Genomic DNA, 25,691 nt, shown 5'->3' with positions numbered 1-25,691 from the left:
TCATGTTCTTGTTCGAAACGACCGGTCGGGTCGCAATCGCTGAACTATGGAAGCAGGGCTGCCGCTTGACCAGCGGCTTAAGCGATGTGAATCGGCAGGCATCAAGCCTGCCGATTCGGGTGGTGCGGGCTTACTTGATGGAGCGGATGGTGCCCTTGTTGCCCACGACCCTGGCGCTGACTTTCTTGAACACGAAGTAGTCGTCGATGTTCAGCTCGTAGCGCGGGGCGACGATCAGGTCGGCGCCGGAGTTCTTCACGGCCTTGAAGGCAGCAGCGGACTTGACCGCGCCAACCGGATCGGGACCGAACGGCAGGCCGGAGGAAGCGCCGCCGTAGGTGACGCCGTCAGCGAACTGGCTGTCGCCACCGAACTGGATGAAGTTGAACAGGATGTTCACTTCGGACTGCCCGCTGATCGACTCACCGACGGCAACGTCGGCTTTCAGGTCGGTCTGGACTTCGGCTTCCAGGGCGGAAGACGGCTGGCTGATGTGGTAGCTGCTGCAGCCGGTTACCGAAGCAATCAGCGCCATCAGGGCAGCGGGCATCAGGAACTTTTTCATGTGGTACTCCATGTCTGGGAATGTGCCTCGGTCCTGTTCCACGTTTTGATGGACCGAGCCCCGGACCGGGTCCGATCCGGGGAGGCGACACCCTACAGCCCTGGCTTTTTTCCCATCAGTTCATGACTTCCCAAGCTGCCGTCAGGCTCATTCCCGCCGCTTCGACGAAGCATCTGCGGGGGCAATTTGCGCCTATGCGTAATTTCCTTATAAGATCGCGCCTTCCCCATTCCGTCGCCCCCGAGCGGCCCAGCCCGCCGGTCCCGCCTGCTTTTCCTCGAAAAACCCGGCCCGGACTTGCGGCCAGCGGCAACAAAAAAGGTAGTCAGCAATGAGCGCAAGGCATTTTCTCTCCCTGATGGATTGCACCCCCCAGGAGCTGAGCAGCCTGATCCGTCGAGCCATCGAGCTGAAGGACCTGCGCCATCGAGGGGTGCTCTACGAGCCGCTCAAGAGCCGCGTGCTGGGGATGATCTTCGAGAAAGCCTCTACCCGTACCCGGCTGTCCTTCGAGGCCGGCATGATCCAGCTCGGCGGCCAGGCGATCTTCCTGTCCCCGCGTGACACCCAACTGGGCCGTGGCGAGCCGATAAGCGACTGCGCCATCGTCATGTCGCGCATGCTCGATGCGGTGATGATCCGCACCTTCGCCCACAGCAAGCTGGTGGAGTTCGCCGCCCACTCCCGCGTGCCGGTGATCAATGGCCTGTCGGACGACCTGCACCCCTGCCAGTTGCTGGCCGACATGCAGACCTTCCAGGAACACCGCGGCTCGATCCAGGGCAAGACCGTGGCCTGGATCGGCGACGGCAACAACATGTGCAACTCCTACATCGAGGCGGCGATCCAGTTCGGCTTCCACCTCAACATCGCCTGCCCCGAGGGCTACGAGCCCAACGCGGCGCTGGTGGCCCAGGCCGGCGAGCGCGTCCGCGTCATGCGTGACCCGCGCGAAGCCGTGCGTGGCGCCCACCTGGTGAGCACCGATGTGTGGACCTCCATGGGCCAGGAAGAGGAAACCGAGCGCCGCCTGGCCCTGTTCGCGCCCTACCAGGTGAACAAGGAAATGCTGGACCTGGCCGATGAAGCGGTTATCTTCATGCACTGCCTGCCGGCACACCGGGGCGAGGAAATCAGCATGGACCTGCTGGACGATCCCCGTTCAGTGGCCTGGGACCAGGCAGAAAACCGCCTGCACGCCCAGAAGGCGCTGCTGGAATTCCTCGTCGAACACGCGTCCAGAGCATGAGCCACGAACTGCTACTCAACCTGCGTGACCTGAGCTGCGGCTACCAGGATCAGCGCGTCGTCCAGAACCTCAACCTCCACCTCAACGCCGGGGACATCGGTTGCCTGCTGGGCCCCTCGGGCTGCGGCAAGACCACCACCCTGCGCGCCATCGCCGGCTTCGAGCCGGTGCTGGAAGGCGAGATCAGTCTAGCCGGCGAGGTCATCTCCCGCGCCGGCTACACCCTCGCTCCCGAGCGGCGGCGCATCGGCATGGTGTTCCAGGACTACGCCCTGTTCCCCCACCTCACCGTGGAGGAGAACGTCGGCTTCGGCATTCGCAAACACCCGCAGCGCGAGCGCATCGTCGGCGAGCTGCTGGAGCTGGTGAACCTCTCGGCCCTGGCCAAGCGCTTCCCCAACGAGCTGTCCGGCGGCCAGCAGCAGCGCGTCTCCCTGGCCCGCGCCCTGGCGCCGGAGCCGGCCCTGCTGCTGCTCGACGAACCCTTCTCCAACCTCGACGGCGAACTGCGCCGGCGTCTCAGCCACGAGGTCCGCGACATCCTAAAGGCCCGTGGCACCAGCGCCATCCTGGTCACCCACGACCAGGAGGAAGCCTTCGCCGTCAGCGACCAGGTCGGCGTGTTCAACAAAGGCCACCTGGAGCAGTGGGACACCCCCTACAACCTCTACCACGAGCCGGCGACCCCCTTCGTCGCCAGCTTCATCGGCCAGGGCTACTTCATCCGTGGCCAGCAGTTGAGCCCCGACACCGTGCAGACGGAGCTGGGCACCATCCGCGGCAACCGCGCCTACACCTGGCCGGAAGGCAGCGCAGTGGACGTACTGCTGCGCCCGGACGACATCGTCCCCGCCAGCGATGCCAGCCTCAAGGCCACCGTCACCGGCAAGACCTTCCTCGGCGCCGCCACGCTCTATCGCCTGCAACTGCCCACCGGCACCCAACTGGAAGCCATCTTCCCGAGCCATGCCGACCACGCACCGGGCCAGGAAGTGGGCATCCGCATCGCCGCCGATCACCTGGTGGTGTTCCCCGCACAGGGCAGCGTCGCCGCCCAACTCCCGGTGCAGGACAGCGGCGTCCGTCGCTACGTCACCGCCAGTTGATCCCGCCGCGCATCGGCGAGCCGCTCAAGGCTCGCTGACGCCATAGCGCCCCATCACCTTGCGCAGCTTGCCGTTCTCCCGGTAACGGGTCAGCCCCTCCTCGAAGATCGCGGCATAGCGGGCGCTGGCGGTCAGCGCCGGGGAAAAGGCCAGGTAGATGGCCACGTCCGGTGAGCGACAGCCCGCCAGGCGCAAGCGCTCGGAGGGCGGCAGAGTGGATTGCAGGTTGTCCATCACCCAGCTGTTCTCGATGGTCGCATCGAGTCGGCCGTGGCGGACCTTCTCCATGTTCATGTCCAGCGCCTGATCGCCGGCCACCACCTGCACCCGGTCCCCAACGCTGCGGTGCATACGGATGTAGGTGTCGATTTCCTGGCCGTAGCTGTAGCTGTTGATACTGCCCAGGCGCACCTGCGGCAGCGAAGGTAGCCCCTGGTAGCGCCAGGTCGCGTCCAGCGCCGTGTAGAAGCACATGCGCGAGATACCCGGCGCGGTAGGGGTGTAGACGAAATCCGGCGCGTCCTGGATGCCCGCGCCGATCACCGCGTTGACCTTGCCCGCCCGCGCATCGCTGAGTGCCCGGGCCCAGTTGACCACCCGGTACTCCACCTCGATGCCGGACTCGGCAAAGATCTCCCGCGCCAGTTCGACGAAGATGCCCGGCCGGGGTGAATCAGGCTGGCAATTGATCGGGCACCACAGGTCACCGGCAATGACCAGGGTCTCTGCCTTCGGCGAACCGGAAGCGAACAGCGCGACCATACCGACGAGCAGGGCCGCGGGGGTCAGACGTGCATCCTGTATGGTCAAGGCGAACTCCCTTCATGAGCGGCCGACCAGGCGTGCAACTACCCCTGGGAAGCCTCGCTGCGTACTCGCTGGACGGCATCCAGCCATCCTTCATAAAGCCTGGCCCGGTGGGCATCCGCCATGCGCGGCGCAAAGCGCTGCTGGCGGTGCCAGTGCCGGGCGATTTCGTCCAGGTCCCGGTACAACCCCGCCTTCAGGCCCGCCAGGTAGGCGGCGCCCAGGGCGGTGGTCTCGGTCACCTCGGGGCGCTCGACCGCCACACCGAGGATGTCCGCCAGGAACTGCATGACCCAATTGTTCTCCACCATCCCGCCGTCCACGCGCAGGGCGCTGGGCGCGGCGGCCCCGTCCTGACGCATGGCTTCCAGCAGGTCGCGGGTCTGGTAGCACACCGACTGCAGACCAGCGGTGACGATCTCCTTGATCCCGGTGTCGCGGGTCAGGCCGAAGATCGCCCCCCGGGCCTTCGGGTCCCAGTAGGGCGCCCCCAGGCCGGTGAAGGCCGGCACCAGGTAAACGCCACAGGCATCCCCGGTCTGCTCCGCCAGCGCCTCGGTATCCCGGGCGTGGCTGATCAACTTGATGCCATCGCGCAACCACTGAACTGCCGCACCGGCAACGAAGATACTGCCTTCTACAGCGTAGGTCACCTTCCCGTCCAAGCGGTAACCCACAGTAGTCAGCAGCCGATTGCGCGAAGTCACCGGCGTATCACCGGTGTTCTGGATCATGAAGCAGCCAGTGCCGTAGGTGCTTTTCACCATGCCCGGCTGGAAGCAGGCCTGGCCGATCAGCGCCGCCTGCTGGTCACCGGCCATGCCCAGCACCGGAATGGCGCTGCCCAGCAGACCGGCCTCGGTGATGCCGAACTCGGCGGAGCAGTCCAGCACCTCCGGCAGCAGGCTCGGCGGAATGTCGAACAGCTGCGTCAGGTGATCGTCCCAACGCTGCTCATGGATGTTGAACAGCAGCGTGCGCGAGGCGTTGGTGGCGTCGGTGCGGTGCACCTTGCCGCCGGTCAGGCGCCACAGCAGAAAGCAATCCACCGTGCCGAAACGCAGCTCACCGCGCTCGGCGCGCTCACGAGCCCCCGGCACGTTGTCGAGAATCCAGCGCAGCTTGGTGGCGGAGAAATACGGGTCGATCAGCAGCCCGGTGCGTCGTGACACCTCCTCGTCGTGCCCATCGGCCTTGAGGCTGGAGCAGTAGTCGGCGGTGCGGCGGTCCTGCCAGACGATGGCCGGGTGGATCGGCGTACCGGTCTCGGCGTCCCACACCAGGGTCGTCTCGCGCTGGTTGGTGATGCCGATGGCCGCGATCTGCGACGCCTGCAGCCCGCTCTGGCGGATGGCCTCGCGGCAGACCTTGAGCGTCGTCAGCCAGATTTCCTCGCCGTCGTGCTCCACCCAGCCGTCCTTCGGGAAGTACTGCTTGAACTCCGTCTGGGCGCGAGCAACAGGCAAGCCCTGGGCACTGAATACAATGGCGCGACTGCTGGTCGTGCCCTGGTCGATGGCAAGAAGGTACTGGGCCATTCCGGCTTCCTTGTTGTTATGGAGGGGTCATTCCCGCCCGATGGGGGCGAACTCGGCCTGGGTGTGTTCAGCCAGCACCTGCGCTGCCAATTCCACTTCCAGACCACGCCGGCCGGCGCTGACGTGGATGGTGGGATGGTCCAGCGCAGAGCGGTCGATGAAGGTGCGAAGACGTTTCTTCTGCCCCAGCGGGCTGATGCCGCCCACCAGGTAGCCGGTGGCACGCTGCGCCGCGTCGGCCTGGGCCATGTCGACCTTCTTGGCGCCTGCCGCATGGGCCAGGGCCTTCAGGTCGAGGCTGCCGGCCACCGGCACCACCGCCACCAGCAGCTCGCCCTTCTCGGTAGCCGCCAGCAGGGTCTTGAACACCCGCGCCGGCTCCAGACCGAGCTTTTCCGCTGCCTCCAGGCCATAGGAGGGCGCCTTCGGATCATGGGTATAGCTGAGCACACGGTGCTCGGCCTTGGCCTTCTTGAGCAGGTCGATGGCTGGGGTCATGTTCGAAAGTGAAAACAATGCGACGAAGTGGTCGTACCTTAGCTGAAAAGTCGCCGTTCGACAGCACGCCGCTATAATGCGCGACAAAAATTCGGGACTCCGTTCATGACCCTGGCCCCCCGCCAACAGAACATCCTCGACCTCGCCCGCGAACGCGGCTACGTCAGCATCGACGAATTGGCTCAGGCCTTCGCGGTGACGCCGCAGACCATCCGCCGCGACATCAACCAACTCGCGGAACAGGGCCTGCTGCGGCGAACCCACGGTGGCGCCGCAACGGATGCCTCGAGCACCCAGAACACCGCCTACGCCATGCGCGCCGGGCAGATGCGCGACGAGAAACAGCGCATCGCCGAAGCCGTGGCGGCGCAGATCCCCGACCACGCCTCGCTGTTCATCAACATCGGCACCACCACCGAAGCCATCGCCCGTGAGCTGATGGGACACAAGGGCCTGAAGGTCATCACCAACAACCTGCACGTTGCCGCCCAGCTCGCTGACCGGCCCGACTTCGAAGTGCTGGTGGCCGGCGGCACAGTGCGCAGTGACGGCGGCATCGTCGGCCCCTCGGCGGTGGACTTCATCCGCCAGTTCAAGGTCGACTTCGCCATCGTCGGCATCAGCGGCATCGACGAGGACGGCAGCCTGCTGGACTTCGACTACCAGGAAGTGCGCGTCTCCCAGGCCATCATCGACAACGCCCGCCAGGTATTCCTCGCCGCCGACTCCAGCAAGTTCGGCCGCAACGCCGTGGTGCGCCTGGGCTCCATCGCCCTGGTGAACCGCCTGTTCACCGACCACGCCCCCTCCCCCGCCCTGGCCCGGCTGATGGCCGAGCACAAGGTCAAGCTCGAACCGGTCTGATCGCCGCCTGCCTTTCGTCGCCCATCCCCCCACGACCGCTCGGCGGGGGTGGCGATTCGCCTTCGCTTCGACTAGCATTTTTCGGAAACGAACATTAGAAGTTCACTTTCGATTCAGGTGCCCTGCCATGCCCGCCTCGACGAAGCGTTCCGCGCCCATTTCCGAAGTCTATGACCTGGCCGTGATCGGCGGCGGCATCAACGGAGTCGGCATTGCCGCCGATGCAGCAGGCCGTGGCCTGTCGGTGTTCCTTTGCGAACGCGACGACCTCGCCCAGCACACCTCATCCGCCAGCAGCAAGCTCATCCACGGCGGCCTGCGCTATCTGGAGCACTACGAATTCCGCCTGGTGCGCGAGGCCCTCGCCGAACGCGAAGTGTTGCTGGCCAAGGCGCCGCACATCGTCCGTCCAATGCGTTTCGTACTGCCACATCGCCCGCACCTGCGCCCGGCGTGGATGATCCGCGCCGGCCTGTTCCTTTACGACCACCTCGGCAAGCGCGAGAAACTGCCCGGCTCCCGTGGCCTGCGCTTCGGCGTCGGCAGCCCGTTGCAGGCCGGTATCACACGCGGTTTCGAATACTCCGATTGCTGGGTCGACGACGCGCGCCTGGTGGTGCTCAACGCCATGAGCGCCCGCGAGCATGGTGCCCACATCCACAGCCGCACCCGCTGTGTCAGCGCCCGGCGCAGCAAGGGCCTGTGGCACATCCACCTGGAGCGTGCCGATGGCACCCTGCTGTCGATCCGCTCCCGGGTCCTGGTCAACGCAGCCGGCCCCTGGGTCGCCCGGCTGCTGAAGGACGACCTCAAGCAGAAGTCGCCCTACGGCATCCGCCTGATCCAGGGCAGTCACATCGTCGTGCCGCAGCTCTACGAAGGCGAACACGCCTACATCCTGCAGAACGAGGACCGCCGCATCGTCTTCGCCATCCCCTACCTGGGGCGCTTCACCCTGATCGGCACCACCGACCGCGAGTACCAGGGCGACCCGGCGAAGGTGGCCATCACCGAGGAAGAAACCTGCTACCTGCTCGACGTGGTCAACCAGCACTTCAAGAAGCAGATCAGCGCCGACGACATCCTGCGCACCTACTCCGGCGTGCGCCCGCTGTGCGACGACGAATCCGACGACCCGTCCGCCGTCACCCGCGACTACACCCTGGCGCTGGATGCCCACCCGGGCGAAGCCCCGCTGCTCTCGGTGTTCGGCGGCAAGCTCACCACCTACCGCAAGCTCGCCGAATCGGCGCTGGCGCAGCTCGCCCCCTTCTTCCCCAGCATGGGCGGCAGCTGGACCGCCGCCGCCACCCTGCCCGGCGGCGAGTCCATGGACAGCCAGGAGGCCCTGGCCGAAGCCCTCTGCGAACGCTACGGCTGGCTGCCCAACAGCCTGGCCCGGCGCTGGGCCGGCACCTACGGCAGCCGCGTGTGGAAACTGCTGGAAGGGGTCGGCAACCTCACCGACCTGGGCGAACACCTGGGCGGCGGCCTCTACACCCGCGAAGTGGACTACCTGTGCCGCGAGGAATGGGCACAAGACGCCGAAGACATCCTCTGGCGCCGCACCAAGCACGGGCTGTTCATGACTCCCGGCCAGCAGGAACGCCTCGCCCAGTACCTGATCCACCGCGCCCAGGCCGACGCGGCCTGAAGCCTTGCGGGCAGCGCTCGCTCCTACATCCCTGCCATGAATCGATGCGGCTCGCCGAGCGAACCGCATCCTACGGGCTGCTCCGTCCGTGGCATGGGCTGAGCTGTGCGAAGCCCATCGCAGGGTCTGCACAGCGCCATGAGTGAATCTGACGTAGCCCGGACTTCAGTCCTGGAGTTACCCCCGCTCCCGGGCTGAAGCCCGGGCTACGAAGGCCAAAGGCTTCGCGAGCAGCGCTCGCGCCTACATCCCCGCCATGAATCGATGCGGCTCGCCGAGCGAACCGCATCCTACGGGCCGCTCCGTCCGTAGGATGGGCTGAGCGGTGCGAAGCCCATCGCTGGGTCTGCACAGCGCCATGAGTGAGCCTGACGTAGCCCGGACTTCAGTCCGGGAAGTTACCCCCGCTCCCGGGCTGAAGCCCGGGCTACGAAGGCCAGATGCGGCTCGCCGAGCGAACCGCATCCTACGGGCCGCTCCGTCCGTGGCATGGGCTGAGCGGTGCGAAGCCCATCGCAGGGGCTGCACAGCGCCATGAGTGAATCTGACGTAGCCCGGACTTCAGTCCGGGAAGTCACCCCCGCTCCCGGGCTGAAGCCCGGGCTACGGGAGCCAAGAGACTTCGCGAGCAGAGCTCGCTCTACCCAGGCAGCGCCATCACAACTGCGCGAAGTGCCCGTCTGCCGACTGCCGATGAGCCATCAGGTGCGGCAACACCGCAGCCAGCAACGGCTCCTTGAAGGCGTCCTGGAAGCGATGGGCGAGGCCGGGGATCAACCGCAGTTCCGATCCCTTGATATGTGCCGCCACATGCACCCCGTGCATCACCGGCAGCAGCGGGTCGGCTGTGCCGTGTACCACAAGGGTCGGCACGTGCAGGCGGTTGAGCAGTTCCACCCGGCTCGGCTCGGCGAGAATCGCCAGCATCTGCCGCTGCACCCCCTCGGGATTGAACGCCCGGTCATAGGCCCGCGCAGCCTGCTCCAGCAGTTGCGCTCGGTCATCCGCCACCTGCGGGCTGCCCAGGGCAGCCAGCAGGTCGGCCTGCTGCTCCAGTGCCACCTGGCGGGTCGGTGCCTCGCGGCGGGCCAGCAGCGCCAGCAAGGCATCGCTGGGCGCCGGCAGGCCCTGGGCGCTGGAACTGGTCATCACCAGGGTCAGGCTCAGTACCCGCTCGGGGGCCATGTCCGCCAGGTGCTGGGCGATCATCCCGCCCATGCTGGCGCCAAGCACATGGGCTTCGCGCACCTGCAGGGCGTCCATCAGATGCAGCGCATCGCCGGCCATGTCCCGCAGGCTGTACGGCGCCTCCACGGGGAAGCCCAGGCGGTAGCGGATCACCTCATAGGTCAGATTCGCGCTGGGCGCCGACTGGGCCCAGGCAGACAGGCCAACATCACGGTTGTCGTAGCGGATGACGCGAAAACCCTGCTCGCACAGTGCCGCCACCACCTCGTCCGGCCAATGGATGAGCTGGCCGCCCAACCCCATGATCAGCAGCAGGGCCGGGTCATCGGCGTCACCGATGCTCTGGTAGGCCAGGCGCACGTCTCCCAGCGCCACCGTCTCGGTGGGTACGTGGGTGTCGCAGCGCGCAGCGGCAAAGGTAGGCAGGCCGCACAGCAATGCGGCGAGAAGAATGAACAGGCGCATGGTGGAAATCCGGAATGCAGAACCCCAGTGAAGCGCGATTCTGATGAATTCTCGCCATGCGCTCTGCCACAGAACCGTGACAGTTTGATGAAGGGCGCCAAACGGTCATGGCGCCCTTCCCCGCCGGCTCGTCAGGCGAACTCCGCACGCAACTGCCGCGCCGCCGCCACCATGTTCACCAGCGCCGCCTCGGCCTCCGGCCAGCCACGGGTCTTCAGACCGCAGTCGGGGTTGACCCACAGACGCTGTGGGTCGATGCGCCGCGCTGCCTTGCGCATCAGCTTGACCATCTCGGCGGTGTCCGGCACCCGGGGCGAGTGGATGTCGTAGACGCCCGGGCCGATCTCGTTGGGGTAGGCGAAAGCTTCGAACGCCCTCAACAGTTCCATGTCCGAACGGGAGGTCTCGATGGTGATGACGTCCGCATCCATCGCCGCGATGGACTCGATCACATCGTTGAACTCGCTGTAGCACATGTGGGTGTGAATCTGAGTGTCGTCGCGCACCCCGCTGGCCGCCAGACGGAACGCCTCGGTGGCCCACTCCAGGTAATGGGCCCAGCCGCTGTGGCGCAGGGGCAGCCCCTCGCGGAAAGCCGCCTCGTCGATCTGCACGATGCGGATGCCCGCCGCCTCCAGGTCCAGCACCTCGTCGCGGATGGCCAGCGCCAACTGGCGCGCCTGCACCTCACGGGGCACGTCCTCGCGGGGGAAGGACCACATCAGCATGGTCACCGGACCGGTGAGCATGCCCTTCATCCACTTGCCGGTCAGGCCCTGGGCATAGCGGATCCACTCCACCGTCATCGGCGCCGGGCGTGACAGGTCGCCAATGATGATCGCCGGCTTCACGCAGCGCGAGCCGTAGCTCTGCACCCAGCCGAAGCGGCTGAACACGTAGCCGTCCAACTGTTCGGCGAAGTACTCCACCATGTCGTTGCGCTCCGCCTCGCCGTGCACCAGCACGTCCAGCCCGAGGCGCTCCTGCACCTCCACCGCGTGGCGGATCTCGGCCTGCATCGCCTCGGTGTAGGCGGCGAGCGACAGGCGACCCTGGCGATAGGCCTGGCGCGCCAGGCGAATGGAGGCCGTCTGCGGGAAGGAGCCGATGGTGGTGGTCGGGAACGCCGGCAACCCCAGGCGCTCGCGCTGGTGGACGATGCGCTGGTCGAAGGGCGACCGGCGCTGACTGTCCTGCGGGCGGATCGCCGCCAGGCGCGCCGCCACCTCGGGCTTGTGGATGCGGGTACTGGCCGCACGCGCCGCCAACGCCTCGCGGCTTGCAGCCAGGGCCGCGAGCACCTCGGGGTGCTCCGGCTCGCGCAGGGCGCGAGCCAGCAGAGCCAGCTCGGTGCACTTCTGTACGGCAAAGGCCAGCCAGCTCTTCACCTCGGCGTCCAGGCGGTCCTCGCGGGCCAGGTCCACCGGGCAGTGCAGCAGCGAGCAGGAGGGCCCGACCCACAGCCGATCCCCAAGGCGCTCATGGGCATGGCGCAGCACCTCCAGCGCGCGATCCAGGTCGCAGCGCCACACGTTGCGGCCGTTCACCACGCCAAGGGACAGCACCTTGTAGGCCGGCAATCGGTCAAGGATGGTCGGGTACTGCTCAGGGGCACGTATCAGATCAATGTGCAGGCCGTCCACCGGCAGGCTGGCGGCCAGGCCGAGGTTGTCCTCCAGGCCGCCGAAGTAGGTGGCCACCAGCTTGCGCAGGGGCTCGCGCTGCAGCAGGTTGTAGGCCTGCTCGAAGGCCGTGCGCCAGTCCTGGGGCAGGTCCAGGGCGAGGATCGGCTCGTCGATCTGCACCCACTCCACGCCCTGCTCGGCCAGGCGCTGGAAGATCTCGCCGTACACCGGCAGCAAGTGCTCAAGCAGGTCCAGGCGGTCGAAGGCGCCACCCTTCGCCTTGCCCAGCCAGAGGTAGGTCAGCGGGCCGAGCACCACCGGCTTCACCGCATGGCCCAGCGCCAGGGCTTCGTCGACCTCCTCGAAGAGCTGCTCCCAGCCGAGGTGGAAGGTCTGGCCGGCGCTGAATTCGGGGACCAGGTAGTGGTAGTTGCTGTCGAACCACTTGGTCAGCTCCTGGGCGTGTCCGCCGCAGCAGCCGGCCCCCACACCACGGGCCATGGCGAACAGGGTCGCCAGGGTCGCGCAACCATCCGCCGGGCGGAAGCGCTCCGGCACCGCACCGACCATCAGGGAATGGGTGAGCACCTGGTCGTACCAGGCAAAGTCGCCCACCGGTAGCAGCTCGATGCCCGCCTCGGCCTGCAGACGCCAGTGCTCGGCACGCAGGGTGCGGCCCACGTCGCGCAGGCCGGCTTCGTCCAGCTCGCCCTTCCAATGGGCTTCAAGGGCCTTCTTCAGCTCGCGATCGCGACCGATGCGGGGAAAGCCGAGGGAGTGTACCCGGACCATGTCTGTCTCCTTGTCTGTGAATGCCGGGCATTCTGGGCACCCACAGAACATGAGACAAACTCATAAAATTCTCTTTCAACTCAAATAACGCTCATGCAGACCCGAGCGTTCATGTGCCTGATTTGAAGCGCGTGAAAGCACGGGTCAGGGCACGATTGAAGGCCGAGCCGTTGTCGTTCTTGGTGTACAGCCGGGCGCGCACCTCGGTCGGCGGGTAGGTGCCGGGGTCGGCGAGGATGGCCGGGTCCACCGTGGCCGAAGCCGCCGTCACCGCGTTGGCGTAGCCGATGCTGTTGGTGATCGGGCCGATCACGTCCGGCCGCATGAGGAAGTCCATCAGCGCCAGGCCCTCGCGGGGGTGCGGTGCATCCGCCGGGATGACCATCGCATCGAACCAGATCTGCGCCCCCTCCCGCGGAATCGAATAGCGGATGTGGTAGGGCTTGCCAGCCTGGGTCGCCTGGCTGGCGGCCACTGTTGCATTGCCGTTCCAGGCCATCGCCAGGCAGGTGTTGCCGTTGGCCAGGTCGTTGATGTTGCGGTCATTGGCGAAGTAGCGGATCGAGGGGCGGACCTTTGCCAAGTGCTCGGCAGCTTTTTTAAGGTCGTCCAGGTCCTGGCGGTTGATGTCCAGGCCGAGGTAGCGCATGGCCGCGCCGAACACCTCGTTGGGGTCGTCCAGCAGGCTCACCCCGCAATCGGCGAAACGCGCCACCACTGCCGGGTCCATCAGCATCGCCCAACTGTCCACCGGGGCATCGGCCATGCGCGTGCGGATGGCCTCCTCCTGGTAGCCGAAGCCGGTGGTGCCCCAGGCATAGAGCCCGGCATAGCGGTTGCCCGGGTCGAAGGCCGCCATGTGCTGGAGGAACTCATCCCCCAGCCCGGCAAAGTGTGGCAGCGCCCCCTTGTCCAGGGGCTGCACCGCACCACTGCGGATCGCCCGCTGCAGGTGCTGGCCGGCGGTCAGCACCAGGTCGTAGCCGCTGTGACCGGTGAGCAGCTTGGTCTCCATCGACTCCAGGGAGTCGAAGTGATCGGCCACCACGCGGATGCCCGTCTCGGCCTGGAAGCGCGAGAGGGTATCCGGGGCCATGTACTCGCCCCAGATGAACAGGTTGACCTGCCGGGGCGCATCCTCGGCCTGGGCCCCCAGGCCCAGGCCGAGCAGGAGTACGGCGACGAGTGGGCGCATAGTGCCTCCTAGCGCTGCCGCGCGGCGTATTGCGGCATGGTGATGCAGGCGACGTTGCCGCCCCCCAGGAGGATCTCGCGGGATGCACCGATGCCGAGGATGCGGTGCTGCGGGAACAGATCCGCCAGTGTGGCCTGGGCGATCTCGTCGCACGGGTCGTTGAACAGCGGCAGCACGATGGCCGAATTGCCGGCGTAGTAGTTGATATAGGACGCGCAGATACGGGTGCCGGCTTGGCGCAGGTGGGTACCGTCCACCTGATCCAGGCCCTCGGCCTCCTCCGCCGTCCACTCCAGCACGCGCGGCTGCGGCAGCTTGTGTACCTCCAGCGCGCGGCCACGCGCATCACGGGTGCTGCGCAGGATGTCGTAGGCCTCCTGGTAGATCTCCCACTGCGGGTCGCTGCGGTCGTCGGTCCACTGCATCACCACCACGCCGGGGCGGACGAAGCAGGCCAGGTCGTCGATGTGGCCATCGGTCTCGTCGAACTTGCAGCCACGGGGCAGCCAGATGACCTGGTCGGCGCCCAGGTAGTCGCACAGGCGCCCGGTCATTTCCGTCTTGCCCAGGTGAGCGTTGCGGTTGCGGTTGAGCAGGCATTGCTCGGTCGTCAGCAGGGTGCCCTGGCCGTCGCTCTGGATACCGCCCATCTCGGCGATGAAGGGCGCGCGGTAACGGTCGTAGCCCTCGATCTCGAGAATCTTCTGGGCGATCTGGTCGTCCTTGTCCCAGGGATAGTAGAGGCCGCCGTCGAGGCCGCCATAGGCGTTGAACTCGAAGTCCACGCCGCGCACCTCACCGCTGGCGTCATTGACCAGGAAGGCCGGCCCGCTGTCGCGGAACCAGGTGTCGTTGCAGGTCATCTCCACCACGCGCACATGCTGGGGCAGCAGGCGGCGAGCATTGGCGTACTGAGCCGCCGAGGCACAGACGGTGACCGGCTCGCTGCTGGCGATGGCGGTGACGATATCGACCCAGACCTTCTGCGCCGGCTTGGCACCGTTGCGCCACACATCCGGGCGCTCCGGCCAGCCCAGCCAGCAACGGGCCTTGGTTTCGAACTCGCCGGGCAGGCGGAAGCCGTCGGCCTTGGGCAGAGAGGTCAGGGTGCGTGCCATGTTCAGGTCCTCGTGGGGGATGGGAATGCCCCGACAGTACCCGCGCCGACGCGCTGGCGACCAATGACCTTTTTCAGTCAATTCATGAATTCAATTCACACATCAGCCAACTGATCACTGAACCAATCAACGAATTGCGCCACCGCCGGCTTGTCCAGCCGCAGGCGCTCGCACACCAGCGCGTACTGCCCGAGGGACGGCACCTGGGCCGCGAACGGCCTCACCAGCCGCCCGCTGGCCAGGTCCTCGGCGCTGGTGAGGTTGTCGCCAATCGCCACACCCTGGCCCCGTGCCGCCGCCTCCATGGTCAGCCCCGCGTGGCCCAGGTAAAGGTGCCGGGCCGGGCGCAGGTCGGCGGCGTGGGTGGCCAGCCAGGCGTTCCAGGTCTTGCCGTCCTGGTCGTCGTGCAACAGGCAGTGGCGCGCCAGGTCCCGGGGGTGCTTGAGGGGCGACTGGTTGAACAGGCCCGGGCTGCACACCGGGAAGAACTGCAGGGTCGGCAGCGGCCGCACGAAGTAGCTGCTGGCATCCTCCGGGCCGGTGCCGTAGATGATCGCCAGGTCCATTTCCGCACCGGGCAACTGCGCCTCCAGCGCCTGCTCGTGGAGGTGCAGGGTGATCTGCGGGTGGCGCTCGGTGAAGTCCGCCAGCCGCCCCACCAGCCACTTCTGCGCCAGCTCGGTGGTCACTGCCACCCGCAACTGAGCCTGGGAGCCGGGGTCGCGCAGCTCATCGCAGGCATCGAAGATCAGCTCGAAGGCCTGCTGCAGGCTGTGCAGCAGGCGCCGCGCCGGCGCATTGGGCCGGACCTGCCGCCCTTCGCGCTCGAACAGCGTCACCCCGAGCTGCTCCTCCAACTGGCGGATCTGGTGGCTCACCGCACTGTCGGTAACGCACAGTTCCTGGGCGGCACGGCCGAAATGCGCATGGCGCGCGGCCGTCTCGAAGGTGCGCAGGGCGGTGAGCGAAGGCAGGCGACGCATGGCAGAAGGCTCCCGGAAACGGACGGCGCATGCTGGCGCAAGGCGCAGGCTGCGACAAGGGCGCCGCTCGACACCCGCCGAGCGGATGAAGGAAACTCATGCCCCTTCGCCTCTTCACCAGTTCCACTCATGGACGGGAGCCCACGCATGCTCGAAGTACGCCACCTCAAGACCCTGCATGCCCTGCGCGAGGCCGACAGCCTGGTGGAAGCCGCCGAGCGCCTGCACCTCACCCAGTCCGCCCTCTCCCATCAGTTCAAGGAGCTGGAGGAGCGCCTCGGTCTGCCGCTGTTCATCCGCAAGACCAAACCGGTGCGCTTCACCAGCGCCGGCCTGCGCCTGCTGCAACTGGCCGACAGCGTACTGCCGCAGATGCGCGCCGCCGAACGCGACCTGGCACGCCTGGCCGGCGGCACTGCCGGGCGCCTGCACATGGCCATCGAGTGCCACAGTTGCTTCCAGTGGCTGATGCCCACCATCGACCAGTTCCGCGACGCCTGGCCGGAAGTGGAGCTGGACCTGGCCTCGGGCTTCTCCTTCGCCCCGCTGCCGGCCCTGGCCCGGGGCGACCTGGACCTGGTGGTGACCGCCGACCCCATCGAGCTGCCGGGTATCAGCTACGTGCCGTTATTCACCTACGAAGCGCTGCTGGCCGTGGCCAACCAGCACCCGCTGGCGGGCAAGCCCTACGTGGTGCCCGAGGATCTGGAGAGCGAAATCCTCATCACCTACCCGGTGGAGCGCGACCGCCTCGACGTGTTCACCCGCTTCCTCGAACCAGCCGACGTCGAACCCGCGCAAATCCGCACCGCCGAGCTGACGGTGATGATGATGCAACTGGTGGCCAGCGGCCGTGGCGTGTGCTGCCTGCCCAACTGGGCGCTGCACGAATACAGCTCGCGGGGCTACGTCACCGCCAAGCGCCTGGGCGACAAGGGCCTGTACGCCACCCTGCACGCCGCCATCCGCGCCGACATGCTCGACGCCCCCTTCATGCGCGACTTCCTCCTCACTGCCAAGGACACCTCCTTCGCCACCCTCGAAGGCGTCAGCGCCGCACGTTGATGCGCAACCCACCGACACCATCCCTGTAGTGCGTAGGGTGGACCGCGCTTCACCGGTCCACCGTCGGGGCCACCCGCAGCACCGCTGCCGGACGCAAAAAGCGACGTCCACCCAACGCATGCAGTAGCCCGGACTTCAGTCCGGGGAAGGTCCCGCCCCGCTCCCGGGCTGAAGCCCGGGCTACAGCGCCCCTTGCCGAGCGTAGGGTGGACCTCGCTTCACCGGTCCACCGCCGGGGCCACCCGCAGCACCGCTGCCGGACGCAGAAAGTGACGTCCACCCAACGCATGCAGTAGCCCGGACTTCAGTCCGGGAAAGCTCCCCCGCTCCCGGGCTGAAGCCCGGGCTACAGCGCCCCTTGCCGAGCGTAGGGTGGACCTCGCTTCACCGGTCCACCGCCGGGGCCACCCGCAGCACCGCTGCCGGACGCAGAAAGTGACGTCCACCCAACGCATGCAGTAGCCCGGACTTCAGTCCGGGGAAGGTCCCGCCCCGCTCCCGGGCTGAAGCCCGGGCTACAGTGCCCCTTGCCGAGCGTAGGGTGGACCACGCTTCACCGGTCCACCGTCGGGGCCACCCGCAGCACCGCTGCCGGACGCAAAAAGCGACGTCCACCCAACACATGCAGTAGCCCGGACTTCAGTCCGGGGAAGGTCCCGCCCCGCTCCCGGGCTGAAGCCCGGGCTACAGTGCCCCTTGCCGAGCGTAGGGTGGACCACGCTTCACCGGTCCACCGTCGGGGCCACCCGCAGCACCGCCGCCGGACGCAAAAAGCGGCGTCCACCCAACGCATGCAGTAGCCCGGACTTCAGTCCGGGGAAGGTCACCCCGCTCCCGGGCTGAAGCCCGGGCTACAGCGCCCCTTGCCGAGCGTAGGGTGGACCGCGCTTCACCGGTCCACCGTCGGGCCACCCGCAGCACCGCCGCCGGACGCAAAAAGCGGCGTCCACCCAACACATGCAGTAGCCCGGACTTCAGTCCGGGAAAGCTCCCGCCCCGCTCCCGGGCTGAAGCCCGGGCTACGTGCGCTAGAACAACGCCAGGCTGTAGCTCAGGATCACCCGGTTCTCGTCCACGCCCCGGCCCACGCTGGTGCGGTAGACGGCGTTGCGCCAGGTCAGCCCCAGGTCCTTGAGCGGGCCGCTCTGCACCACGTACCTGAGGTCCGTGTCGCGCTCCCAGCCATGCACCGAGCGGCCGTCGCCCAGCTCGCCGTCCCCGGCCTTGAAGTAGCGGGTCATCAACGCCAGGCCCGGCACGCCCAGGGTGGCGAAATCGAAGTCGTAGCGCAGCTGCCAGGAGCGCTCGCCACGCTCGGCGAAGTCGTAGTACTGGCCGAAGTTGACCAGGTAGGCGTCGGCCCCCTGCACGTAGGGGAAGGCCGTGCGGCCGCTCATGCGCTGCAGACCCAGGCCCAGTGCATGGCCATCGTGACGGCGGTAGGTGAACAGCGCGCCGAGGGCGCGGTTGTCGATCTCGCGGCGCCAGCCGGTGCTGGCATCGCGGCTGTCGAACAGGCGCAGGTCCAGCTCCAGGCGGTCCCCGCCCAGGGGCACGCGGCCCTTGAGGCCTAAGAAATCCTGCCGGTAGAGGTCTTCCAGTTCGGCATGGTGGTAGCTCAGCGTCCAGCCGGGGCGTGCCTCCCAGTCCACCCCGGCCAGGTCCAGGTGCCCGGCGCGCGGCCCGGCGGTGAAGCGCTTGTTGCGGTTGTACAGAGCCAGGTCGCTACGCCCACCCTCATTGCGCTGGCTCACCTCGTCCAGCCGCGCCAGGGTGAAACCCAGGCCCTCCCATTCGCGGGATTCCACCAGCCCGCCGTGGAAGGTCTGCGGGAACAGCCGACCATTGTTGGGCTGCAGGGTGGGCAGCCTGGGCACCAGGGCGCCGAGCTTCAGCTCGCTACGCGACACCCGCGCCTTGAAGGTCCCGTCGAGGCGGCCGTAGTCGTCGGCGGCGCGGCCATCGTCCTGCACTGCCAGCAGCCCGGTGCCGGAACGACCCTTGCCGGAGTCCAGCTTCAGGCCCAGGCGCCCCATGGCGTCGAGGCCGAAACCGACGGTGCCGGCGGTGTAGCCGGAGCGATAGTCGAGGAGGAAGCCATGGGCCCATTCCTCGTGCCGCGAGTCGCCCGCGCCATCACGGAAATCGCGGTTCATGTAGAAGTTGCGCATCTGCAGGGTGGCGCTGGAGGCCTCGATGAAACCATCGGCGGCCAGGGCGCAGGGGGCCGCGCCGCCCAGCAGCAGGGCAGTGAATGCAGCGGGGTGTTTCTTGTTGTTATGCATGGTGCTCTCCAAGGCTCGGGGCGAGCGGCGGGCGCGCCCTCCATCACGAAGCGCTCAAGGGCGCTCCAGGACCACGGCCACGCCCTGGCCCAGCCCCACACCGAGGCTGACCAGGGGGTCGCGCGGGTTCTTGCATTGCAGGGTGCGGCAGACGGTCAGCGCCGGGGGCGCCCGGCGAATGGCCGAGGGCGATGGCACCGCCGTGGCGGCCGATCGGAGTGCGCAGGCCCGCATGGCTAGAGGCGTCGAGCATCAGTCTTCTCCCGAATGGGGTGGCTGTCCGGTGTGCAGCAGGGACAGGCCCAGCTGCGCGCGGCGGCGTAGCCAGGGGCTGGGGCGGTAGCGCGGGTCACCGCTGAGGGTGTGCAGGCGCTGGAGGATCGACAGCACCCGCGCCGGCCCCAGGCGGTCACCCCAGGCCAGCGGGCCGTGGGGGTAGCCGAGGCCGAGGCGCACGGCCAGGTCGATATCGGTGGGCGTGGCGATGCCCTGCTGGGCGATGTCGCAGGCCAGGTTGACGATACCGGCCAGGGTGCGCTGGACCACGAAGCCCGCGCTGTCGCGGATCACCGTGACCCTGCCGCCATCGGCCGCGAACAGGGCTCGCGCGGCCTCCAGGCAGCCCGCCCCAGTGGCGGGCGTGGGCATCAGGCAGCGGTGCGAGGCGCGCTCCGCCAGGGCGTCGAAGGCCACCACGCGCGTGGGGTCGAGTTCGAAGTGCAGCGCCGCTTCGGTGGCGTCCAGGCCCAGGGGAGCGAGCAGGCAGAGCGCGTCGGCGGAAGGCCGCTTGCCCTGCTCCAGCTCCGCGCCCATGCCGCTCAGCCAGGGGCGCAAGAGCGCGGCGTCGAAGCCCTCGTCCAGCCCCAGCCATACCGGCATCCGTGGGCCGCTGGCGCGCGGTTGCGGAACCGGCTCGGCAACCGCCGGATAGCGATGGAAACCACGCCCGCTCTTGCGCCCCAGATAGCCGGCGGCCAGGCGCTGGTGCAGCAGCGGGTGCGGGCGGTAGCGCGGCTCCTCGTAGAACTGCTGGTAGATGGATTCCATCACCGGCACGCTGACATCCAGCCCCACCAGGTCCATCAGCTCGAAAGGCCCCATGGGGAAGCCCGCGCCATCGCGCAACAAGGCATCCACTTCGGCCGGCGCCGCCACGCCCTCGGCGAGGATGCGCAGCGCCTCGGTGCCATAGGCGCGCCCGGCATGGTTGACCAGGAAGCCCGGCGAGTCCTGCACCCGCACCGGCTGGTGACCGAGCCGCCGCACCAGCGCCAGCAGGTGCTCGACCACGTGCTCGTCGGTGGCGAGCCCCGGGATCACCTCCACCAGGCGCATGCGCGGCACCGGGTTGAAGAAGTGCAGCCCGGCCACCCGCCCCGGCGCCTCGCAGGCCGAGGCGATGGCGGTGATCGACAACGACGAGGTGTTGCTGGCGAGAATCGCCTCGCCCCCCAGCAGCACCTCCAACTGGCGGAACAGCGCCTGCTTGGCGGGCAGCGCCTCGACGATCGCCTCCACCACCAGTTGGCAGCCGGCCAGGCCCTGCAACCCCTCCTCCACCGGCAGCAGGCCGACACGGGCCTGTTCAAGCTGGGCGTCGCTGACCCGGCCCTTGTCCCGCTGCTTCTCCAGCTCGGCAAGGATGCGTTCGCGGGCCTGTGCCGCCGCATCGGGCCGCATGTCGTGCAGCCGCACCTGCAAGCCGGCACAGGCCGCCAACTGGGCGATGCCCTGGCCCATGGCGCCGCAGCCGACCACGCCGAGGCGGGTGATCTCGTTCCCGTTCATCGGCCCTGGTACTCCGGCTCGCGCTTGGCGAGGAAGGCGCGCATGCCCTCCTTCTGGTCCTGGCTGTCGAACAGCAGTTGGAAGGCCTGGCGCTCCAGCAGCAGCGCGCTCTCCAGGGGCAGGTCGGCACCGTCGCGCACCACCGCCTTGATCTGCGCCACGGCCAGCGCCGGCAGGCGGGCGATCTCTTCGGCCAGGGCCAGCGCGCGGGGCAGCGCGTCGTCCTCTGCCAGCTCGCTGACCAGGCCCATGGCCAGGGCCTCCTCGGCTCCCACCAGGCAGCCGGTCAGCAGCAGGCGCAGGGCCCGGTACTTGCCCACTGCGCGCACCAGGCGCTGGGTGCCACCGGCACCGGGCATGATGCCGAGGCGCACCTCGGGCTGGCCGAAGCGCGCCGTGGCACCGGCAACGATCAGGTCGGCGTGCAGCGCCAGCTCGCAGCCGCCGCCCAGGGCCAGGCCGTTGACCGCTGCGATGATTGGCGTGCGGCACTGCGCCAGGGCCTGCCAGTAGCGCTCCACGCGGCGTTGCTGGACCTGCAGCGGGCCGGCCTCCACCAGCTCGCCCAGGTCCGCCCCGGCGGCGAACACCGTGGGGCCACCGCTGATGACGATGACCCGCACCGACGGGTCGTCATCCAGCCCTTGAACCGTTTCGGCGAGCGTGCGCCGCAAGACCAGGTCCAGGGCGTTGCGCCGCTCCGGGCGATCCAGCGTCAGCAGGGCGATGCCGGCGCCGGGGTGTTCGAGCCGCAGCGGAGGCGGCGGGCAAACGCGTTCTTCATGGACCCTCATGACGATCTCCGATCAGTTCTCTGTGCAGGGGGGAACGGGGGTGCGTCAGCCGCGCACGATCCCGCGTTGGATCAGGTCGTCGACCTGCCCGGCATCCAGGCCGAGGCCATCGAGCAGCTCGCGGCTGTGCTGGCCCAGACCCGGCGGCGGGCTGCGGTACTGCGCCGGGGTGCGCGAAAGCTTCACCGGCGAGGCGATACCGCGGTAATCACCCAGCTCCACCAGCATTGCCCGGTGGCGGGTGTGCGGATGGGCGATCGCCTGATCCACCGTGGTCACCGCGCCGCAGGGCACGCCCAGGCGGATCAGCGCCTCGGCCAGGGGCGGGCCGTCATGGCTGGCCAGATGGCATTCGAGCGCCGCCTTCAGCGCCTGGCGATGCACCGAGCGGCTGCCGTTGTCGGCGAAGCGCGGGTCGTCCAGCAGGGCCTCGGCGCCCAGGTGCTCGCAGAGCCGGGCGAACTGGCGGTCGTTGCCCACGGCGAGGAAGATCGGCTCGCCGCCGGTGCGGTAGCTGTCGTAGGGGGCGATGTTGGGGTGGGCGTTGCCGCTGCGCGGGGTCGCCCGGCCCGAGCCGAAGTAGTTGGGCAGGTGCGGGTGCAGGAGCGACAGGCCGCAGTCATAGAGGGTGATGTCCACGGACTGCCCGCGCCCGCTGTGCTGCCGCTCATGCAGCGCGAGAAGGATGCCGGCCAGGGCGTTGAGCCCGGTGACCATGTCCACTACCGGCAGGCCGACCCGCAGCGGCCCGCCGTCGGCCTCGCCGTTCACGCTCATCAGCCCGGCCATGGCCTGGATCGCCGCGTCGTAGCCGGGCAGCCCGCCGAGCGGGCCGTCGGCGCCGAAGCCGGAGACGGCGCAGTGGATCAGCCGGGGAAAGCGCTCGGCCAGCACCTCGGCATAGCCGATGCCCCAGCGCTCCAGGGTGCCGGGCTTGAAGTTCTCCAGCAGCACGTCAGCGTCTTCCAGCAGGCGCAGCAGCAACTGGCGGCCCTCGGGCTGGGCGAGGTCCACCACCAGCCCCTTCTTGTTGCGGTTGATGCCACGGAAGTAGGAGGCGGTGTCGCCCTCGAAGGGCGGGCCCCAGCCCCGGGTCTCGTCGCCGGTCGGGGGTTCCAGCTTGATCACCTCGGCGCCGTGATCGGCCAGGGCCTGGGAGCAGTAGGGGCCGCCCAGGACGCGGCTGAGGTCGAGAACACGGATGCCATGCAAGGCGCCCCGAGGAGCTGTCGTTGTGGTCATGGTCGGAGGCTCCGCGATCAGTGGGGCAGCAGGCGCAGGGCGTCGTCCAGGCTCAGCGGGCCTTCGGCCAGCAGGGCCGGCAGCAGGGCCTCGCCGGCATCCGCCTCGGCCGCCAGGGGGTCGCGGGGCAGCACGCGATGGCGCAGCACCAGCAGGGCCAGGGCCAGGCGCCGGTGGTTGGGGGCAAGACGCGCGCCTTCCCACGCCAGGGCGATGGCCGTGGCGACGTGGTAGAGCGCGCTGCCGGCCTGGCGCACCTGCTGGTGGCGGCGGGCCTCGGCGACTTCGGCCATCAGCGCGACGGCCTTGTCCAGGCTGCTGCGCAGCAGCGCATCGGCGGCGGCAGGCAGGGCCGCCTCGTCAAGCAGGCCGCGCAGGTGGCGGGCCAGGGGTTCCAGGGCGCCTTCGCGGGTCACGGCGCGGGCGATGTCCAGCGCCACGATGTTGCTGGTGCCCTCCCAGATCGAGCCCAGGTGGGCGTCGCGCACCAGGCGGGCGTCGCTCCATTCCTCGATGTAGCCGACGCCGCCGCGCACCTCCATGGCGTCGCCGGTGGCACGGCGGGCATCGCGGCAGGCGCGGAACTTGATCAGCGGGGTGAGGATGCGCACGCACTTTTGCGCCGCCTCGTCGCCGCCGTCGGCACGGGGCAGGAGGGTGGCGATCTGCATGAACAGGGAACGCGCCTGCTCGGCGGGCAGCATCAGCTTGAGCAGCTGGCGCTGCATCAGCGGCATGTCCACCAGGCGCTTGCCGAAGGCCTGGCGCTGGCGGGCGACGAACAGCGCCTCGTTGAGCCCCCGGCGCATCAGCCCGGCGGCCCGCACGCCGTTGGACAGGCGCGACATGTTGACCATGTCGGCCATCTGCTGGAAGCCGCGCCCCACCTCGCCGATCAGGTAGGCGGTGGCGCCTTCCAGGGTGATCTCGCCGCTGGCCATGGAGCGGGTGCCGAGCTTGTCCTTCAGGCGCACGATGCGGTACGCGTTGCGGCTGCCATCGGGCCGGTGCCTGGGCAGCAGGAACAGGCTGACCCCGGCCATGCCTTCGGGGGCGTCCTCGGGGCGGGCGAGCACCATGGCGAGGTCGGCGTCGGGGTTGGAGCAGAACCATTTGTCGCCGTGCAGGGTCCAGGCCCCGTCCTGCTGCCGCGCCACGGTGCGGGTGCGCGCCACGTCGGAGCCGGCGGCCTGCTCGGTCATGAACATGGCACCCTGGTAGAGGCTGTCGAAGTCCCGCGAGGTGAGGTTCGGCAGGTAGCGCTCCACCAGCTCCGGGGCGCCGTACTTGCGCAGGGTGCGGGTGAGGGAGTCGGTCATGCTCACCGGGCAGCAGAGGCCGAACTCGGCCTGCACAAACAGGTAGGTCAGCGCGTACTTGACCAGCGGCGGCGGGCCGTCGGCCACGTGGCTCATGGAGGCCAGGCCCAGCTCGGCATAGGCCACCCGCTCCAGGGCCACGTAGTCGGGGTGCTTGAGCACCCGTTGCAGGTCCTCGCCACGGCGGGTGCGGCTGGCCAGCACCGGGGGGTTCTTGTCCGCCGAGAGTGCCAGCGCGTCCAGCTCGCCACCGGCACGGGCGCCCAGCGCCTGCAGGCGCGGCAGCCAGGGCGCCAGCACAGCTTCGGGCAGGTAAAGGGACAGCAGGCGGGCAAGCTCGGGGTCGGCGTCGAACAGGTTCATCCCGCGGCTGTCGGGGATGTTCAGGTCTTCGATGACGGGGCGTTCGATCAGGGCGTTCATGGCGTCACTCCTTCGTGTCGTGCGCCGAGACTAGGAAGCCCTACGATAAGTATCCAATAGAATAAAAGGCCCATACGATAAGAAAATCATATCGTTGAAGGGAGCACCGAATGGACCTCAAGCAGCTTCGCTACTTCATCGCCGTCGCCGAGGAACTGCACTTCGGCCGCGCCGCCGCGCGCCTGTTCATCTCTCAGCCGGCGCTCTCCTTCGACATCAAGAAGCTGGAGGAGCAGTTGGGCGTGCAACTGCTGGTGCGCACCAACAAGTCGGTGAAGCTCACCGCCCCTGGCCAGGTGCTGCTGGACGAGGCCCGCAGCCTGCTGCAACAGGCCGAGCAGGCACGGCGCCTGACGTTGCGCTCGGCCCAGGGCGCGCTGGGCCGGCTGCGCGTGGGGTTCGTCAGCTCGATGCTCTACCGCGGCCTGCCGGCAGCGGTGCGCGGCTTCGAGGCGGAGCAACCGGGCATGGAGGTGGTGCTGCAGGAGATGAACAGCGCCGAGCAGGCCCTGGCGCTGCAGCGCGGGCAGATCGACATCGGTTTCGTCCATCGCGGCCCACTGGCGGCGGGGCTGCGCTCCGAGGCCCTGCTGGCCGAACCCTTCCTCTGCTGCCTGCCGCCCGGGCACCGCCTGGCGGGTGCCGAGCGCATCGACCTGGCCGAACTGCGCGACGATCCGTTCATCCTCTTCCCGCGCCCGGCGGCGCCGCATTACCACGATCTGATCATCGCCTGCTGCGTCGGGGCCGGCTTCAGCCCGCAGATCCGCCATGAGGCGCGGCTGTGGCAGACCATCGTCGCCATGGTGGCGCAGGGCATGGGCGTCGCGCTGCTGCCGGCGTCCCTGTGCCGCGCCTGGCCGGGCGTCGTCGGCGTCCCGCTGGTGCAGGAAGGCGCGCTGTCGGAAATCCACGCCCTGTGCAGCGAGGAGAACGCCCCCGAGGCGGCGCACGCCTTCCTCGCACGCCTGCAACGGCAACTGGCGCGCGACGATACGGATTCCGTTATCGCGCCATAAGAACAAACGACTATTGATTTGCCGACCGCCCTCCTAGACTCCGGCTCGACTCGAGTCTCAAGCCACGCGCCAGCCCGCCCCGCCACACCCCTTGTCTGCATCGGCGGGG

20 protein-coding genes are annotated in these 25,691 nt (G+C 68.4%); 6 read left to right on the top strand and 14 right to left on the bottom strand.

Features of this window, described 5'->3' with window-relative positions; all coding sequences use genetic code 11:
* Positions 1-130: 130 nt before the first annotated feature.
* A complete protein-coding gene (locus A9G05_RS17110; protein ID WP_069562122.1) occupies positions 131-565 on the bottom strand; it encodes a hypothetical protein in 435 nt (144 codons plus the stop codon).
* A gap of 331 nt (positions 566-896) precedes the next feature.
* Here A9G05_RS17110 and argF point away from each other — a divergent pair, with 331 nt between their 5' ends.
* Both argF and A9G05_RS17100 read left to right on the top strand, forming a co-directional pair.
* Positions 897-1,814, top strand: coding sequence for an ornithine carbamoyltransferase (gene argF, locus A9G05_RS17105; RefSeq protein ID WP_069562121.1), 918 nt, complete (start codon positions 897-899; stop codon positions 1,812-1,814).
* Complete coding sequence (locus A9G05_RS17100; protein ID WP_069562120.1) at positions 1,811-2,920, top strand: ABC transporter ATP-binding protein; 1,110 nt, start codon at positions 1,811-1,813, stop codon at positions 2,918-2,920. The genes argF and A9G05_RS17100 overlap by 4 nt, the downstream gene beginning before the upstream one ends.
* A 24-nt stretch (positions 2,921-2,944) precedes the next feature.
* Here A9G05_RS17100 and A9G05_RS17095 read toward each other — a convergent pair whose 3' ends face one another.
* From A9G05_RS17095 to ybaK, 3 genes are read right to left on the bottom strand one after another with little or no spacing between them, the layout of a single operon-like run.
* Positions 2,945-3,730 (bottom strand): ABC transporter substrate-binding protein, encoded by a 786-nt coding sequence (locus tag A9G05_RS17095; RefSeq protein WP_240915621.1) that lies wholly within the window; start codon positions 3,728-3,730, stop codon positions 2,945-2,947.
* Between the two features lie 38 nt (positions 3,731-3,768).
* Positions 3,769-5,265, bottom strand: a complete 1,497-nt coding sequence (glpK, locus tag A9G05_RS17090; RefSeq protein WP_069562118.1) for a glycerol kinase GlpK — start codon at positions 5,263-5,265, stop codon at positions 3,769-3,771.
* A gap of 27 nt (positions 5,266-5,292) precedes the next feature.
* Positions 5,293-5,763: a Cys-tRNA(Pro) deacylase gene (gene ybaK, locus A9G05_RS17085; protein ID WP_069562117.1), complete on the bottom strand. Its 471-nt coding sequence runs from the start codon at positions 5,761-5,763 to the stop codon at positions 5,293-5,295.
* A 105-nt stretch (positions 5,764-5,868) separates the two neighbouring features.
* Here ybaK and A9G05_RS17080 point away from each other — a divergent pair, with 105 nt between their 5' ends.
* Together A9G05_RS17080 and glpD are read left to right on the top strand one after the other, a co-directional pair.
* On the top strand, positions 5,869-6,627 hold the full coding sequence (locus A9G05_RS17080) for a DeoR/GlpR family DNA-binding transcription regulator (protein WP_069562116.1): 759 nt from the start codon (positions 5,869-5,871) through the stop codon (positions 6,625-6,627).
* A 127-nt stretch (positions 6,628-6,754) separates the two neighbouring features.
* Positions 6,755-8,281 (top strand): glycerol-3-phosphate dehydrogenase, encoded by a 1,527-nt coding sequence (glpD, locus tag A9G05_RS17075; RefSeq protein ID WP_069562115.1) that lies wholly within the window; start codon positions 6,755-6,757, stop codon positions 8,279-8,281.
* 657 nt (positions 8,282-8,938) lie between these two features.
* Here the strand turns inward: glpD and A9G05_RS17070 are convergent.
* The 5 genes from A9G05_RS17070 to A9G05_RS17050 form a co-directional block, all read right to left on the bottom strand.
* Entirely contained in the window at positions 8,939-9,934 is a 996-nt protein-coding gene (locus tag A9G05_RS17070; RefSeq protein WP_069562114.1) for an alpha/beta fold hydrolase, read from the bottom strand.
* Between the two features lie 131 nt (positions 9,935-10,065).
* Entirely contained in the window at positions 10,066-12,351 is a 2,286-nt protein-coding gene (gene metE / locus A9G05_RS17065; RefSeq protein WP_069562113.1) for a 5-methyltetrahydropteroyltriglutamate--homocysteine S-methyltransferase, read from the bottom strand.
* 109 nt (positions 12,352-12,460) lie between these two features.
* Positions 12,461-13,546, bottom strand: coding sequence for an extracellular solute-binding protein (locus A9G05_RS17060; protein WP_069562112.1), 1,086 nt, complete (start codon positions 13,544-13,546; stop codon positions 12,461-12,463).
* A gap of 8 nt (positions 13,547-13,554) precedes the next feature.
* Positions 13,555-14,664, bottom strand: a complete 1,110-nt coding sequence (gene aguA, locus A9G05_RS17055) for an agmatine deiminase (protein ID WP_069562111.1) — start codon at positions 14,662-14,664, stop codon at positions 13,555-13,557.
* Between the two features lie 95 nt (positions 14,665-14,759).
* Positions 14,760-15,647 carry a LysR substrate-binding domain-containing protein gene (locus tag A9G05_RS17050; protein ID WP_069562110.1) on the bottom strand — a complete coding sequence of 296 codons (888 nt, stop codon included), beginning with the start codon at positions 15,645-15,647 and terminating at the stop codon, positions 14,760-14,762.
* Between the two features lie 147 nt (positions 15,648-15,794).
* Here A9G05_RS17050 and metR point away from each other — a divergent pair, with 147 nt between their 5' ends.
* Positions 15,795-16,712, top strand: coding sequence for a transcriptional regulator MetR (gene metR, locus A9G05_RS17045; RefSeq protein WP_069562109.1), 918 nt, complete (start codon positions 15,795-15,797; stop codon positions 16,710-16,712).
* Between the two features lie 1,028 nt (positions 16,713-17,740).
* On the opposite strand, the gene A9G05_RS17040 is transcribed toward metR, so the two are convergent.
* The 5 genes from A9G05_RS17040 to A9G05_RS17015 form a co-directional block, all read right to left on the bottom strand.
* A complete protein-coding gene (locus A9G05_RS17040) occupies positions 17,741-18,997 on the bottom strand; it encodes an OprD family porin (RefSeq protein ID WP_069562108.1) in 1,257 nt (418 codons plus the stop codon).
* A 252-nt stretch (positions 18,998-19,249) separates the two neighbouring features.
* Positions 19,250-20,785 (bottom strand): 3-hydroxyacyl-CoA dehydrogenase, encoded by a 1,536-nt coding sequence (locus tag A9G05_RS17030; RefSeq protein ID WP_069562106.1) that lies wholly within the window; start codon positions 20,783-20,785, stop codon positions 19,250-19,252.
* Positions 20,782-21,579 (bottom strand): enoyl-CoA hydratase-related protein, encoded by a 798-nt coding sequence (locus A9G05_RS17025; RefSeq protein WP_069562105.1) that lies wholly within the window; start codon positions 21,577-21,579, stop codon positions 20,782-20,784. The genes A9G05_RS17030 and A9G05_RS17025 overlap by 4 nt, the downstream gene beginning before the upstream one ends.
* A 45-nt stretch (positions 21,580-21,624) precedes the next feature.
* The gene (locus tag A9G05_RS17020; protein WP_069562104.1) at positions 21,625-22,821 is read right to left on the bottom strand and encodes a CaiB/BaiF CoA-transferase family protein; all 1,197 of its coding nucleotides are present in this window, start codon (positions 22,819-22,821) and stop codon (positions 21,625-21,627) included.
* Between the two features lie 17 nt (positions 22,822-22,838).
* Positions 22,839-24,563, bottom strand: a complete 1,725-nt coding sequence (locus A9G05_RS17015; RefSeq protein WP_069562103.1) for an acyl-CoA dehydrogenase family protein — start codon at positions 24,561-24,563, stop codon at positions 22,839-22,841.
* A gap of 110 nt (positions 24,564-24,673) precedes the next feature.
* Here A9G05_RS17015 and A9G05_RS17010 point away from each other — a divergent pair, with 110 nt between their 5' ends.
* Entirely contained in the window at positions 24,674-25,582 is a 909-nt protein-coding gene (locus A9G05_RS17010; protein ID WP_069562102.1) for a LysR family transcriptional regulator, read from the top strand.
* Positions 25,583-25,691 lie beyond the last annotated feature (109 nt).

Source organism: Pseudomonas sp. ENNP23, from assembly GCF_001728945.1.
Taxonomy (GTDB): Bacteria; Pseudomonadota; Gammaproteobacteria; order Pseudomonadales; family Pseudomonadaceae; genus Metapseudomonas; species Metapseudomonas otitidis.
This window is presented reverse-complemented; position numbering and strand designations above follow the sequence as displayed.

Bases quoted from the DNA above. Each gene is read 5' to 3' on its own strand.
- A9G05_RS17110 (WP_069562122.1), bottom strand. From the start codon at position 565: ATGAAAAAGTTCCTGATGCCCGCTGCCCTGATGGCGCTGATTGCTTCG.
- argF (WP_069562121.1), top strand. From the start codon at position 897: ATGAGCGCAAGGCATTTTCTCTCCCTGATGGATTGCACCCCCCAGGAG.
- A9G05_RS17100 (WP_069562120.1), top strand. From the start codon at position 1,811: ATGAGCCACGAACTGCTACTCAACCTGCGTGACCTGAGCTGCGGCTAC.
- glpK (WP_069562118.1), bottom strand. From the start codon at position 5,265: ATGGCCCAGTACCTTCTTGCCATCGACCAGGGCACGACCAGCAGTCGC.
- ybaK (WP_069562117.1), bottom strand. From the start codon at position 5,763: ATGACCCCAGCCATCGACCTGCTCAAGAAGGCCAAGGCCGAGCACCGT.
- A9G05_RS17080 (WP_069562116.1), top strand. From the start codon at position 5,869: ATGACCCTGGCCCCCCGCCAACAGAACATCCTCGACCTCGCCCGCGAA.
- glpD (WP_069562115.1), top strand. From the start codon at position 6,755: ATGCCCGCCTCGACGAAGCGTTCCGCGCCCATTTCCGAAGTCTATGAC.
- A9G05_RS17070 (WP_069562114.1), bottom strand. From the start codon at position 9,934: ATGCGCCTGTTCATTCTTCTCGCCGCATTGCTGTGCGGCCTGCCTACC.
- metE (WP_069562113.1), bottom strand. From the start codon at position 12,351: ATGGTCCGGGTACACTCCCTCGGCTTTCCCCGCATCGGTCGCGATCGC.
- A9G05_RS17060 (WP_069562112.1), bottom strand. From the start codon at position 13,546: ATGCGCCCACTCGTCGCCGTACTCCTGCTCGGCCTGGGCCTGGGGGCC.
- aguA (WP_069562111.1), bottom strand. From the start codon at position 14,664: ATGGCACGCACCCTGACCTCTCTGCCCAAGGCCGACGGCTTCCGCCTG.
- A9G05_RS17050 (WP_069562110.1), bottom strand. From the start codon at position 15,647: ATGCGTCGCCTGCCTTCGCTCACCGCCCTGCGCACCTTCGAGACGGCC.
- metR (WP_069562109.1), top strand. From the start codon at position 15,795: ATGCTCGAAGTACGCCACCTCAAGACCCTGCATGCCCTGCGCGAGGCC.
- A9G05_RS17040 (WP_069562108.1), bottom strand. From the start codon at position 18,997: ATGCATAACAACAAGAAACACCCCGCTGCATTCACTGCCCTGCTGCTG.
- A9G05_RS17030 (WP_069562106.1), bottom strand. From the start codon at position 20,785: ATGAACGGGAACGAGATCACCCGCCTCGGCGTGGTCGGCTGCGGCGCC.
- A9G05_RS17025 (WP_069562105.1), bottom strand. From the start codon at position 21,579: ATGAGGGTCCATGAAGAACGCGTTTGCCCGCCGCCTCCGCTGCGGCTC.
- A9G05_RS17020 (WP_069562104.1), bottom strand. From the start codon at position 22,821: ATGACCACAACGACAGCTCCTCGGGGCGCCTTGCATGGCATCCGTGTT.
- A9G05_RS17015 (WP_069562103.1), bottom strand. From the start codon at position 24,563: ATGAACGCCCTGATCGAACGCCCCGTCATCGAAGACCTGAACATCCCC.
- A9G05_RS17010 (WP_069562102.1), top strand. From the start codon at position 24,674: ATGGACCTCAAGCAGCTTCGCTACTTCATCGCCGTCGCCGAGGAACTG.